This window comes from Alphaproteobacteria bacterium US3C007 (assembly GCA_034423775.1).
Taxonomy (GTDB): Bacteria; Pseudomonadota; Alphaproteobacteria; order Rhodobacterales; family Rhodobacteraceae; genus Thalassovivens; species Thalassovivens spotae.
Genome location: CP139918.1, coordinates 553,918 through 566,351 on the forward strand (window position 1 = coordinate 553,918; position 12,434 = coordinate 566,351).

Below are 12,434 nucleotides of genomic sequence, written 5' to 3' on the forward strand. Positions count from 1 at the left end.
TTATTCACCCCCGAAATGCAAAACGCAAATAAGTGTAAACAAGCGGCGCGCCGTATCATTATCAATTTCGGCCTTATCAACCAACCGCTCGCTCAGAATCCGCGCACCTTCATTATGAATACCGCGACGGGCCATATCCACGGTTTCAATCTGGCTGGGAGGCATATTCTTCACAGCATCATAATAACTTTCACAAATCGCCCAGTAATCCTTGACCACCTGACGAAACGGAGAAAGCGACAGGTGAAATTCGGCCACTTTCACCTGCGTTTCAGTGCCCACATCAAAAACCAAGCGTTTTTCTTTAATTGAAAGACGCACGCGGTACGGCCCGGGAGCAATATCGCGCTGGCCGCGCGCCGGCAAAACAAAGTTATTTTGTTCTAACAGATCAAACATAGCCACGCGACGCTCTTGTTCAATCTCCGGTGTGGGAACCGGCAGATTTTGATCGTCGATCTCTATATGCACAATATGGGTCATGAGACATCCATCACACGTTGGTAGTTGCGATTGCAAAAACGGGCAGAGCGCGTGCAGTCAATGACAAGCCTACCTCTTACTCGTTATTGAATTTTAATCGGATCAGATCCGAAAGGCCAGAGGAGAGACAGCCACTTAATCAGCCCTATCATTCAATTTACGCAGCCGTGCCGTGACCGACAGCGCATGCGCCTGCAAGCTTTCCGCGGTCGCCAAAATTTCAGCCGCTGGCCCAATGGCGCGTAACGCCTCTGGGTGCATCATCGCAAGCGTGGTGCGTTTGAGAAAATCCATCACAGATAGCCCACTGCTGAAACGGGCAGAGCGGGCGGTGGGCAAAACGTGATTTGGACCGCCAATATAATCGCCAATGGCTTCGGGTGTCCAACCGCCCAAAAAGATCGCCCCTGCATGAGTAATCTGTGCGCTCAAGGCTTTTGGATCTGCCACACATAGTTCCAAATGTTCCGGGGCGATGCGATCGCTTAATACAACCGCCTCACGCAGGCTGGACACGGTGATGATCGCGCCAAAATCACGCCAGCTGGCCGCGGCGATCTCGCGCCGCTCAAGCGTTTTAAGCTGGTTTTCCACCGCATTGGCAACCGCAACGGCAAATTCTGGATCATCCGTAATCAATATAGATTGCGCGTTTGCATCATGTTCGGCTTGGCTTAACAAATCCAAGGCGATCCAATTGGGATCATTTTCAGCATCCGCGATCACCAATATTTCGGAGGGGCCTGCGATCATATCAATGCCCACCTTTCCAAAAACGCGGCGCTTTGCGGCGGCAACATAGGCATTGCCTGGGCCAGTAATCTTATCAACAGGCGCGATCGTTTTGGTCCCATACGCAAGGGCAGCGATCGCTTGCGCACCACCAATGCGATACACCTCATCGACACCGGCGATTTTACAGGCCAGCAAAACCAGCGGATTTAAGATCCCCCCCGGGCAAGGCACCACAACGCTTAGGCGGCCCACCCCGGCTACTTTTGCCGGGATCGCATTCATCAAAACCGAAGAGGGATAGCTTGCAAGCCCGCCTGGAACATACAGACCGGCCGCTGATATAGGCGTCCAGCGCCAGCCTAATTCAGCGCCCGTACTATCGGTCCAATAGGCATCTTCAGGTTTTTGCTTTTCGTGATAGGCGGTGATGCGCGCCGCGGCCAATTCCAAGGCCGACCGCTCTTTTGCACCAACCTGCGCGCAAGCAGCTTCAATTTCTGCCGCAGAAATTTCCAACTCCTCTGCGCGCAGCGCAACCCCATCATATTTTTCGGTTAAGTCCAGAACCGCAGCATCACCGCGCTGTTGCACATCCGCGATGATCCGCGCGACGGTGCTATCAACATCCGGGCTGTCTTCGCGTTTTGCGGATAAAAGCGCCGTAAAATTCTTTTCAAAATCTGCGTCTTGAGTGTCTAGAAAAACTGGCATTTTGCGCTCCTACTTTCGCATAGCAATTAGCGACTCTTAGGCCAAGCCTCAAGCCCAAGACGGGTTTAAACGCTATGAGTAGGTATGTGACCCGAGGGCGCGATATAAGGTTTGGTGACATCGCGAAGCGATATCTCAAGCGCCGAAATTTGTATTTTGATCGCTGCAGATCCAGAAAATGTAAGTTGAACATCTTCCGAGGCGCCTTCACCCTCTTGATAGGACAGGGACAAAAGCGCCAAAGCGGCCTTGGGGGTGCTGCGATCAATCCCGATCGAGGCAATATGGCGCACGTGATCAATCACCAGCAATGATTGCACGCGTTCGACGGGGCGGTTTTGCTGTTGTGCCTGGTCTTTATCTTCCCAGCGAAATCGGTTGAGCAAAACTGCCAATTGCCGATGTTGCTTGCGCCATTTCATTTCAGAAACCGGCACCACGGCATCCTGCAAAAAGGCTGACATCACCTCAATATCTGCCGGATCAATTGCCCCGATATATAAAGGCTTTTCAACGCCGTCTTGAAAGCGGGCATCCTGCGTCATCAGGATGAAATCCTTTCCACTTTGGCCCCAACAGCTTGCAGTTTTGCCTCTAATTTCTCATAGCCGCGATCCAAATGGTAGACCCGGCTCACCACAGTTTCGCCTTCCGCCGCCAGACCTGCCAGAATCAAAGACACTGAAGCGCGCAAATCAGTAGCCATGACCGGCGCACCCTTTAAATGATCCACGCCAGAAACCTTTGCCACCCCGCCTTGCACATCAATCTGCGCGCCCATGCGCATCAGTTCAGGTGCATGCATAAACCGGTTTTCGAAAATGGTTTCCTCTAATACGCTGGTGCCTTTTGCCGTGCATAAAAGCGCCATCATCTGCGCCTGAAGATCCGTTGGAAACCCTGGAAACACTTCCGTTTTTACATTCACACTCTTCAAAACATCGCTGCGCCGAGACACCTGCAGACCGCCTGCAGTTTCAACAACATCCACCCCGATCGCATCTAATTTTTCGCAAAATGCAGAGAGCAAATTGATCCGCCCCCCCAATAATTCAACTTGCCCCCCCGCAATCACTGGCGCCAGCATATAGGTGCCCAGCTCGATACGATCGGTCACAACGGGATGCGTGGCGCCATGCAACCGCTCAACGCCTTGGATGGTGATGGTTTCACTCCCGCCGCCGTCGATTTGCGCCCCCATTTTGCCAAGACACTCAATCAAATCAACGATCTCAGGCTCGCGCGCGGCATTTTCTAAAACCGAAACGCCCTTGGCAAGGCTGGCCGCCATGATAAAATTCTCAGTCGCGCCAACCGAGGCAAATCGCAAGCGATGCCGCGCCCCACGCAACCCACCTATTGGCGCTTTGGCATGCAAATAGCCCTCTTTCAAATCGATCTCGGCGCCCAGCGCTTCCAGCGCGCTGATATGTAAATCCATCGGACGCGCGCCAATCGCGCAGCCCCCCGGCAGCGATACAACAGCCTGCCCAAACCGCGCCAAAAGCGGCCCCAACACCAGATTTGAGGCGCGCATTTTACGCACAAGATCGTAATCTGCCGTCAAATTGCCAATATTATGCGAAGATAACGCCACCACCAGCCCCTCATTCATACTGGAGACTTCTGCCCCGAACGAGCGCAGCAAAGCTGACATCGTTGCGATATCAGATAAGCGCGGTGCATTGGTCAGGGTCAGGGGTTCTTCGCTTAGCAAGGTGGCCGGCATCAAGGTTAAGCAGGCATTTTTTGCCCCTGCAATTGGAATTGCGCCATGCAAAGCGCCATTTCCAGTGACCAGAATTGAATCCATATTTTATTCCTTTTTGGCGGGCTGAGCCGCGGTTTCAACCGGCTTCCCCGCTTTGGCTTTCGCCTGCGCTTTGCGTTTCGCCAGATTTGATTTCAGCGCCTGTTTTAAGCGCTGATCGCGCTGCTCAGCGCCAGATCCGGTTCCAAAAGCTTTGGGTTTCTGCGTCATGGCGCCTGCTTACATCATCAAAGAAAACGCGTCTAGTTTTGACTTGCGTGGCAGATGATTCCCGTCTAATCACGCGCAGGCAGTTGCTGTAGTAGCTCAGTGGTAGAGCACTCCCTTGGTAAGGGAGAGGTCGGGAGTTCAATCCTCCCCTACAGCACCATAAATTTCACGCAAAAAGAAAAACAATACCAGTGATTTAGCCAGCTGACCAACGCCTGTGTGATTTGGACATCGGGGCAAGAAACTGCACGAAATTGCAGCGCAATCGATGTCGGTTTGGGCACAGGGCTAAAAAAGCCCGGGCTTGGTGTTTTGGCGACTGATGCATCATTTGGCTGTCATTTTTAATGATATGTTTGACAGGGTTTGTGAAAAACCTTTGAAAACGAAAAAAGCCCGCTTGCGCGGGCTTTTCTTTATTCTTTTGAGTTGTGCTTAACCTTGCAGCAGGCTCAGCACGTTTTGCTTAGAGGCATTGGCTTGGGCCAGCATCGCTGTTGAAGCTTGCTGCAGGATCTGCGACTTGGCCAGCGACGTGGTTTCAGCTGCAAAATCTGCATCTTCAATGCGGCCACGACCAGCTTGAAGGTTAGAGCTGATATTGGTCAGGTTGCTCACTGTGCTGTCCAAACGGTTTGAATAGGCGCCAAGCGAAGCGCGCTGTGCGTTGAGTGTTTGTATCGCGGTATCGATTTTCCCAATGGCTGATTGGGCTTCCGAAGTGCTTGAAACAGAAATTGCGCCTTTGTTGATGGTAATGTCACCCGATCCATCTGTCGAGGCGATGGCAGTGAATCCTGCAAAATCCGTACTTCTGTTCAACAGATCAGCAATATGAGCTGCCGCTTCATTTGCTTCAATGTCACCAGCATCATAAGTAATAGATTTTGTTGATGTAACAACCACATCCGTATTGTCACCCATTTCCAAAGTGAATGTTGCCGCTGCCGTTAGGTCATCGGCAAGGGTAATCACGTTGCTAGAGATTGTATATGCAGTGCCAGCTAATGCAGCCCCAGAAGCTAAGTCTTTTGAACCGTTTACCACGTTGCCGTCAGTTGCTGCTCCAGTTACGTTTAATGTGGACGCAGATGTTGAGTTAATAGCGACGTTAATATAATCGGCTGCTTTGGTTCCTGACCCAATTTGCAAGTTAACGCCATTAGCGTCAGATCCATCCATTATCTGTTGACCGGCCCAGGTTGTTGTTGATGAAATGCGGTCGATTTCATTGACTAGCTGATCCAGCTCAGCCTGAATATTTGTTCGATCATTCGCATCATTAGTGTCATTGGCAGCTTGCACGGCAAGTTCACGCATGCGTTGAAGAATGCTTTCAATCTCTTGATGAGCGCCTTCAGCTGTGTCAATCAACGCTTGGCCGTCCATCGCATTGCGGATCGCCTGGTTTGTGCCTTTAATTTCAGATGTCAAACGCGACGCAATCGCCACGCCAGCCGCATCGTCAGACGCGCCATTGATTCGTTTTCCCGTAGAAAGCCGCTCCATTGAGATTTCCATCTCTTTATTCACGCTCGATGCCGCTGCTTGGGCCATCAAAGCGCCTGTCTTGGAGTGAGTAGCTCCAACCTTTCGCTAAGATATTGTAAAGACTCAACCTTATTACGAGCTGGATAATAGGCAAAAAAATGAAAGAATCATTGCCGTCATTTTAGCAGATTATTTGTTAAGTTTTACTCCAACAGCATCTTCTTCAAACAAGAATTGAATACCTCTGCTTTCTAAAAAACTGATCAGTTTTAGCATAGTAGAGACGCGATAACTAACTTCAGCTTTAGCCTGACTGCCAGAAGCCTCAAACCTGCGAATGGTTGCAACGGCTACGCCAGAACCTTCAGCCATTTTCTCTTGGTTAATCCCCAAGAGTGCTCTTGCAGCAATAATTTGCCGGGCTGAGGGAATATCCATTAAAGCTCTCCAATTTATAACGCTCATGTAACAAAAGCATTCAAAAATGCTACTAATGATATTGAATTTGATATTAAATATATTATTTATTATATAATAAATCTAATATAGGGCAAACGATGCATAAGTTTACCAATCAGTACCTCGAGAAAGTTAAATTGGAGCAAGGTAAATCCTTTCTTTATATTAAGGACCCCAAAACTCCCGGTCTATGGGCCGTAATTTATGCAACATCAAAGCGCTTTCACTATCGTTACCGATTTCAAAATCGTCAAAGAAATATGTCGCTTGGATCTTTCCCAGCTTTAAAAACTTCTGATGCACGGGATTTAGCCCTTAAGAATGCGCGCTTAATTTCTCAAGGAATAGATCCACTAGAGCAGAAAAAGAAAATTCTAGACATTCCTACACTGAGTGACTTCTTCTATTCATATTATCTGCCGCATGCGAAATTGCACAAAAGAAGCTCCCACATAGATGAAAGTCTTTTTAGGATCCACCTTCAGCCAATTCTTGGAACTCGAACTCTTCTGCAAATATCACCCTATCATGTACAAGCTTTTGTAAGACAAAAGTCTCAGAGCAACCTATCCAATACAATGATAAATAGTGCCCTTACTCTGCTGGGTACAATTTTCAACAAAGCTAACCAGTGGGATTTTGCAAATGTCCCAACAAGCCGAGATCTGAAAATCGATAAATTGCCCTCGCCACCTCCTTTAACAAGATATTTAAGTGATCAAGAACATAAAAGATTGTTCGCAGAATTAGAAAAAATTGAAAATGTTATGATGAAGTTCCTTATTTCATTTTTGTTATTAACTGGCTGCCGTAAATCTGAGGCCCTACAAGCGAAGTGGACTGATTTCGACTTTAATCATCAAATATGGGTCATTCCGAAAACAAAAAGTGGTAGCTTTCGGAAAGTCCCGATATCAAACGCTGCCGTTGATTTGTTAAATAAAGTAAAACAACATCATTTAGCGAAACTGCATGGAAACTTCTTAGAAGTTACCTTTGTTAACTTTAAAACAGGGAAAGCTTATGTAAATTGCGACAAGACTTGGCGGCGGGTACGCGAGAAGGCCAAATTAGAGGATTTCAGACTGCATGACCTCAGACACTCTTTCGCCTCAATTTTGGTAAATAACGGCGTATCTATATATGAAGTACAGCATTTGCTTGGCCATTCCTCAATTCGGACAACTAATCGCTACGCTCATCTAGCGCCAGAGCGGCTACGCCAAAGTGCGGAGTTAGCAGCGCAATCTTACAATTTGGCTACAACAGTTTAACTTTAAGATATGCCTGACCAGGCTTAAGTATCGTCCAAAAGAAGCTAAGAAGCTCAATAGTTTTGATGGCTCTCTAAAGTAGCATGCATATAGCTTCTCAGCTCATCAACGAGTGTCTTTGGTTCAAGAATTTGAAAATTTCCAAGCCAATCTGGATGTAATAACTCGTGAATAAGCTCTCGATGCCCTTTGCAAGTGAGAGTTACAAGCAAAGAACCATCTTTTTGTCTTTTAGATGTCTGACTTGAATGGAACTGGATACTTTCAGCTCTTTTAGCAACAGTCGGTGCAAACAAGATTTTCACCTGCAGTTTTTCGTCGCCATGAAACACTCCAAAGCTTTCTTGTACCCATTGCTTGAAACTCCAAGTTTTAGGTTCTTCAAAGTAAGTCCCTAAAGCCTCAACGTCTTCAATAAGGTCAAGTCTATAGATCCTGAGCTCTCCTTTGGTGGTAGACGCCACTAAATAGGAAAAGCGGCCAAATAAAAAACCGTGCGGATTTATAATTCGAGCGGATGCCCTTCTCTTTAGTTCTGATTTATAGCGCAAGCGAACTTGTTCGCTCCCAACCACTGCGGGCTCTAGAACCTGCATAATAGCATTGCGAACATGACTTTTAGGCCCAACACGTCCAATATGCGCATCCCGTTCAATAAATTCATCAAGATCATTAACTAGATGGCGCGATAACGGCTTTTGTACGGAAAGCATCTTGGTTAATCCTCTTTGCGCTGGGCCCCCATCCAAAGAGTTTAAAAGCCTTTCAAGCGCAACTTTTTCTAACGGTTCGATGTTCATAAATAAATGAATAGGTGCATCCGCTGAACCTTCTAGACGCCAGCGTTTGGTTAGATGATGATCACTGTCACGTATATGGTTGGCTTCAACTAAACCCAAGCCAATCAAAGTGCCCAACATTCTCTCAACTGTTTTACGACTACGCTCTGTTAATTGCATCAATTCAGTTATCGTTAAGCCCATAGATCGAGCTTGTAAGTGGCCGCATAATTCAACCATATCTCTAAATTTCGCGTAACTCATTCAAACCTCTATGAATTTTATTACCCCAATAATTGACGTAATAAATTGTTATCTTTTTAGTATGAGAAGAACAACAAACTTAACTTCTAAACCTTAATAAAAAGCAACTGAAAGGACTTACAAAATGACTTCTATCACTCGCCATAATATCAAATTTGGTTCCAAAAATCCTATCCCTGTAGAGCGTATTCAGGCACACCGTCGCACTCTTACACAAGCCGTCGATGCTATTCGCGCACGGATAGATGAAACAATAGCTATTCTGAGTGAGCAGCCAAGTTTACGTCAAATGCGTGCTAAAAGCTTCCGGTCACCAATGGCTAAGAAATATCGCCGAAATTTGCTCATTACAATTGGCTATGGACGTAACAACGAGGCTATATGCCCAGAATTCAAGTGCAACTATTTTGATAGTTTGCCTCAAGCAGTTGAATTTTTGCAGGAAACAAAAATTTTAATTTCTAAAGGCAAGTTAGATATCCAAATAAAGGCTCACTTGCAAAAGCTGTCAAAACGGGCTGAACATGCTCGGGAAAAACGAGCTGCCGTTGATACAGCTCCTAAAACCAAGCGCACAGAGTATCAAGATGTTGCCAAGGCTTTTGATAATCTTTCTAAAATCCAAAACTATGAAAGAAAAGCTGCTGCTTAAAGAGCAAATTTACACAACTGTAGAAACCGCTCCAGAAAAAACAATGGGGCGGTTTTTACACATGGCATTAATGCCTGGCGCGCCTCGGAACTTATGCGAAAACTTTAAGGTAAATGAGCAAAAGCTAATTCTTATTTTTGGTCAAAACTCATCCAGTTTTATATACTTAAATCATGGTATATTTTCTAACTTTACGACCTGTTAACTCCAAAACAAACAAAGAAATCAAAAAACTTGTACGTCCTATAAAGCGCGCAGCGCATGCGCATAATTATGCCGTAGAGCTACACCCAACAAACAAATACGGACAGCGCGATTTACATCTGCATATTTTGATTGAAACAACCAATATCCAACAGTTCAAACAACGTCTTCAATACTTCTTAAGTGGTTGGGAACTTGCCTACATTCAAACTGCCCGTCAGCCATTGAACGCTCTTTCTTATATGTCGCGACAAAATAATGCGGAGCCAGTTCATTATAAAGGTAATTTAGCTGCGCTATGCGAGCTTTAAGCCCTTTAGCCCATAATCCAACAAACGCTCATGCTGTTTACTCGAACTTTTCCATGAAAGTTTTGAGTTCTTTGCATGCCCAAAGTGAGCCTCAAAATGAATACAAAATTAACCCAACGTGATCGCATTGCATCTTTAATCTCGGGCACAGATCCAGAGCATATATCTCCCCGATATCTATATCTTTGGAGTTCTCTTGTGCGTCTATTTTATGAAGGATTTCCTTTAACACCCGCTCAAATCAGCGTTTTAGAAAAAACAAATCGCTACAGCGCTCAAACGCGAAGCGCGCGAAGGCGCGCTCGTCAGTACAGCTTTGAAGCAAGCGCTAATAAGTTTTTCAATGAGGCAAAACCAAGATGAAACAATTGGTCGAATGCCTTCAAAAAGGCTAATATTGAATGACAAGATCAGTCCAAAACAAAACGCAGATCTCCGTTCAATTAAGCATCTCTACAACTGGTGCTGTAAATCAAAAGTTTGATGCTTTAACGGATAACCTGCGGTTCCTTCATTCGCTGCACAATAAAACTATTAGCTTTAATCTTGCCAGCGAGAGTACCAACTCTGTATTTGTGCGCGCTGTTCCTCTTGATGCAGTAGTTTCTCACATCTTAGAGGTAAGCGATGCAGCGATTTCTCCGCAATATAGCGCTGCTCCTCGTGGACGCCCTTGGAAGCCGCGTATTGCAGCTGGTATTACAGCCTTGCAGCAACACAGACATTCACTAGCCGTTTCAGCGCTTCAAAGTTCAGGCCCTCGAATTATAACTACGCGAAAAGAAGCGCTTATCCGCTATCTAAGCAAGCATCGCATATTTAAACAGCTTCCATCAGACGCAGAACTCAGCAGAATTTTTAATCTTTAATTCTCAAAGACACACCTGTGTCACACTTTATAAGAAACTTAACCAGCTTAAGCAAAATGCTGCAGCTCTTAGTGTTTTTAGCACAGTTCATAAAACAATACACCAAACGTAAAAAAGCCCGCTTGCGCGGGCTTTTCTGTAGGCTTTTGCGTTGCGCTTAACCTTGCAGCAGACTCAGCACGTTTTGCTTCGAGGCATTGGCCTGCGCCAGCATCGCGGTTGACGCTTGCTGTAAAATCTGCGACTTAGCCAGCGAAGTAGTTTCAGCCGCAAAGTCTGCATCTTCAATCCAACCACGAGCAGCTTGTAAATTATTTAACATTGATGTCAGGTTTGAAAATGTGTTGTCTAGGCGGTTGCTCTTTGCGCCCAATTTAGCACCTTGAGCGTTCAGCGTTACCAGCGCGGTGTCGATTTGAATATCAGAAAAACCTCGTAGGTGACCTTACATTTACCGCTAGCTTTAAAGCTGGTTATTTGAGCAGTGATGCGGGTTAAAGCCCAAGCTCATCTAACGCTCCTTTTAGATACGGCTTAAACTTTCGCCAAGCTTGCGAACTACCTGAGTAAACCTTTTCTCTGACCTGTTGCTGAGAAGCTGTTCTTACGCTCTGCGTGTTTTCTTGTGGTGAAAGGCAATTATCCTCCCAATCTAAGCCTAAATGCTCAATTAATTTTTTTGTTTCAGGCTCTTGGTCAAGTGTAAGCTTATCGTAATCCAAATTATAGATTTGATCGCTATATTGTTGATCCCAGAAGTCCATCAAATCTTGGTATAATTTGAAGTAAGCTACAGTGTCGTTCAAGTCATAGCTATAACCTAAGCCTTTTGCAGAAAAATAATGCTTGAAATTTGACCAACAGGTAGCTGCTGGGTCACGCTTTAAATGAATTATTTTCGCTTCAGGAAGTATTTTTAATATTAGCCCTAAATGCAGAAAATTTTGAGGCATTTTATCGATCACAAACGGGAAGCCATTTGAAACTTTTTCTAACTCGTTCAAATAGGCATCACGAACTTGGAGACTATTGTCTGAATTAATGACCTGATTGCCCAAGCTAAGAGGATCGCCGAAGCGGGCCAAAAATGGTAACTCACCAGCACCATGAACATCAGAATGACTTGCTAATATTTGTTGAACCATCGTAGTTCCAGAACGAGGCATTCCCAATATAAAAATGGGAGTAATGGATGCGGCTTCAATAGGCCTATCGAAGGCAAACTCTGAAATCTTGGGCGCCGAATTTTTTATTTGATCAAACATAAGCTTATCTTGTTTGAAATCATAAAATAGTAATTTTTGTCTTAGTTTAGCACCAGCAACATAGTTATGGTAAGCTACATCAAGGTTGCCAAAATCTTCATTCATTTTAGCATATGTGTAATGCAAATGGCATCTCTCACTATCTTGCAATTCAAATTTTTTTATCATCTCACCGACGATCGTGACTTGAGTATCGTGAGGTTTATATTTAACCAAAGAACTTAAATGCCGATGTGCCTCAGCATGATCAGGCTTCAATGACAGAGCTTTCTGGTAAGAGTCTATCGCTCCTTCAAACTTGCCTTGTTGTTGAAGCGCACGGCCCATGTTATTGTAGGCCGCTGAATAATCAGGCTTCAATGACAGCGCTTTCTGGTAAGACGCTATTGCCTCGTCGAGCTTACCTTGATCTTGGAGAGTAACGCCAAGGTTATTGTGACCATCAGCTAACGTTGGGTTTAGCTCAATCACATTTTTAAACGCCTCAGAGGCTGCCTCTACTCGCTCCAACCCCTGATTTGCGGCTCCAAGTATATTCCACAAGACAAATGCCCTAGGGTATTGGTTTTTAAGCGCGGTGCCTTGTTCGACGACTGCCTCAAGTTGTCCACCGTTATACAAATTTATGAGCTGATTTATTATTTCTTGCGATGGGCCTTCCCGGGAATTGGATTGTTTCAGTTTGTTTAAAGCATTTAAGCCCACTTGTGCTCTTTTGTTCTTAGGATAGGCTTTGAGCACAGTCTCATAAAGTTTGTACGCTTCTACTAAAGTACCTTTTTGGGCGTGATACATTGCTTTACGGATTAGTTGATCAACTGAAAGTTTCATCGAACCTAAACCTTTCGGTATTAAAACCTCATAAAAAATATGGGTTTTTGGTAAATTACTTTTGCTACTTTATATTTTAGCGAAAAAGTCTAATTAGTAAATTCGCGGTTAGAAAAACGGTCTAC

At 45.4% G+C, this 12,434-nt stretch carries 15 protein-coding genes and 1 tRNA gene; 6 read left to right on the plus strand and 10 right to left on the minus strand.

Annotation, left to right across the window (positions count from 1 at the left end):
• From UM181_02820 to UM181_02840, 5 genes are all read right to left on the minus strand, one after another.
• Positions 1-483 carry a UPF0262 family protein gene (locus tag UM181_02820; GenBank protein ID WQC63563.1) on the minus strand — a complete coding sequence of 161 codons (483 nt, stop codon included), beginning with the start codon at positions 481-483 and terminating at the stop codon, positions 1-3.
• A gap of 135 nt (positions 484-618) precedes the next feature.
• Positions 619-1,929: a histidinol dehydrogenase gene (gene hisD / locus UM181_02825; GenBank protein WQC63564.1), complete on the minus strand. Its 1,311-nt coding sequence runs from the start codon at positions 1,927-1,929 to the stop codon at positions 619-621.
• 65 nt (positions 1,930-1,994) lie between these two features.
• A complete protein-coding gene (locus tag UM181_02830) occupies positions 1,995-2,474 on the minus strand; it encodes a DUF2948 family protein (GenBank protein WQC63565.1) in 480 nt (159 codons plus the stop codon).
• A complete protein-coding gene (gene murA, locus UM181_02835; protein ID WQC63566.1) occupies positions 2,474-3,742 on the minus strand; it encodes a UDP-N-acetylglucosamine 1-carboxyvinyltransferase in 1,269 nt (422 codons plus the stop codon). Before murA ends, UM181_02830 begins: the two co-directional genes overlap by 1 nt.
• A gap of 3 nt (positions 3,743-3,745) precedes the next feature.
• On the minus strand, positions 3,746-3,910 hold the full coding sequence (locus UM181_02840; protein WQC63567.1) for a hypothetical protein: 165 nt from the start codon (positions 3,908-3,910) through the stop codon (positions 3,746-3,748).
• An 85-nt stretch (positions 3,911-3,995) separates the two neighbouring features.
• Between UM181_02840 and UM181_02845 the strand changes: the two genes are divergently transcribed.
• Positions 3,996-4,070 (plus strand) — tRNA-Thr (locus UM181_02845).
• Positions 4,071-4,345: 275 nt separating this feature from the next.
• Here the strand turns inward: UM181_02845 and UM181_02850 are convergent.
• Positions 4,346-5,467 (minus strand): flagellin, encoded by a 1,122-nt coding sequence (locus UM181_02850; protein WQC63568.1) that lies wholly within the window; start codon positions 5,465-5,467, stop codon positions 4,346-4,348.
• Between the two features lie 123 nt (positions 5,468-5,590).
• Positions 5,591-5,839, minus strand: a complete 249-nt coding sequence (locus tag UM181_02855) for a helix-turn-helix transcriptional regulator (protein ID WQC63569.1) — start codon at positions 5,837-5,839, stop codon at positions 5,591-5,593.
• Positions 5,840-5,958: 119 nt separating this feature from the next.
• Between UM181_02855 and UM181_02860 the strand changes: the two genes are divergently transcribed.
• Positions 5,959-7,134 carry a site-specific integrase gene (locus tag UM181_02860; GenBank protein ID WQC63570.1) on the plus strand — a complete coding sequence of 392 codons (1,176 nt, stop codon included), beginning with the start codon at positions 5,959-5,961 and terminating at the stop codon, positions 7,132-7,134.
• Between the two features lie 53 nt (positions 7,135-7,187).
• On the opposite strand, the gene UM181_02865 is transcribed toward UM181_02860, so the two are convergent.
• Complete coding sequence (locus UM181_02865) at positions 7,188-8,177, minus strand: WYL domain-containing transcriptional regulator (protein WQC63571.1); 990 nt, start codon at positions 8,175-8,177, stop codon at positions 7,188-7,190.
• Between the two features lie 124 nt (positions 8,178-8,301).
• Here UM181_02865 and UM181_02870 point away from each other — a divergent pair, with 124 nt between their 5' ends.
• The 4 genes from UM181_02870 (at position 8,302) to UM181_02885 (ending at position 10,213) form a co-directional block, all read left to right on the plus strand.
• Positions 8,302-8,829 (plus strand): hypothetical protein, encoded by a 528-nt coding sequence (locus tag UM181_02870; protein ID WQC63572.1) that lies wholly within the window; start codon positions 8,302-8,304, stop codon positions 8,827-8,829.
• Positions 8,807-9,034, plus strand: coding sequence for a hypothetical protein (locus UM181_02875; GenBank protein WQC63573.1), 228 nt, complete (start codon positions 8,807-8,809; stop codon positions 9,032-9,034). The genes UM181_02870 and UM181_02875 overlap by 23 nt, the downstream gene beginning before the upstream one ends.
• Positions 9,003-9,344, plus strand: a complete 342-nt coding sequence (locus tag UM181_02880) for a hypothetical protein (protein ID WQC63574.1) — start codon at positions 9,003-9,005, stop codon at positions 9,342-9,344. Before UM181_02875 ends, UM181_02880 begins: the two co-directional genes overlap by 32 nt.
• Positions 9,345-9,745: 401 nt before the next feature.
• A complete protein-coding gene (locus UM181_02885) occupies positions 9,746-10,213 on the plus strand; it encodes a hypothetical protein (GenBank protein ID WQC63575.1) in 468 nt (155 codons plus the stop codon).
• A 157-nt stretch (positions 10,214-10,370) separates the two neighbouring features.
• Here the strand turns inward: UM181_02885 and UM181_02890 are convergent, their stop codons facing one another.
• Together UM181_02890 and UM181_02895 are read right to left on the minus strand one after the other, a co-directional pair.
• Positions 10,371-10,634, minus strand: coding sequence for a flagellin (locus UM181_02890; protein ID WQC64685.1), 264 nt, complete (start codon positions 10,632-10,634; stop codon positions 10,371-10,373).
• 73 nt (positions 10,635-10,707) lie between these two features.
• On the minus strand, positions 10,708-12,309 hold the full coding sequence (locus UM181_02895; GenBank protein WQC63576.1) for a sulfotransferase: 1,602 nt from the start codon (positions 12,307-12,309) through the stop codon (positions 10,708-10,710).
• Positions 12,310-12,434 lie beyond the last annotated feature (125 nt).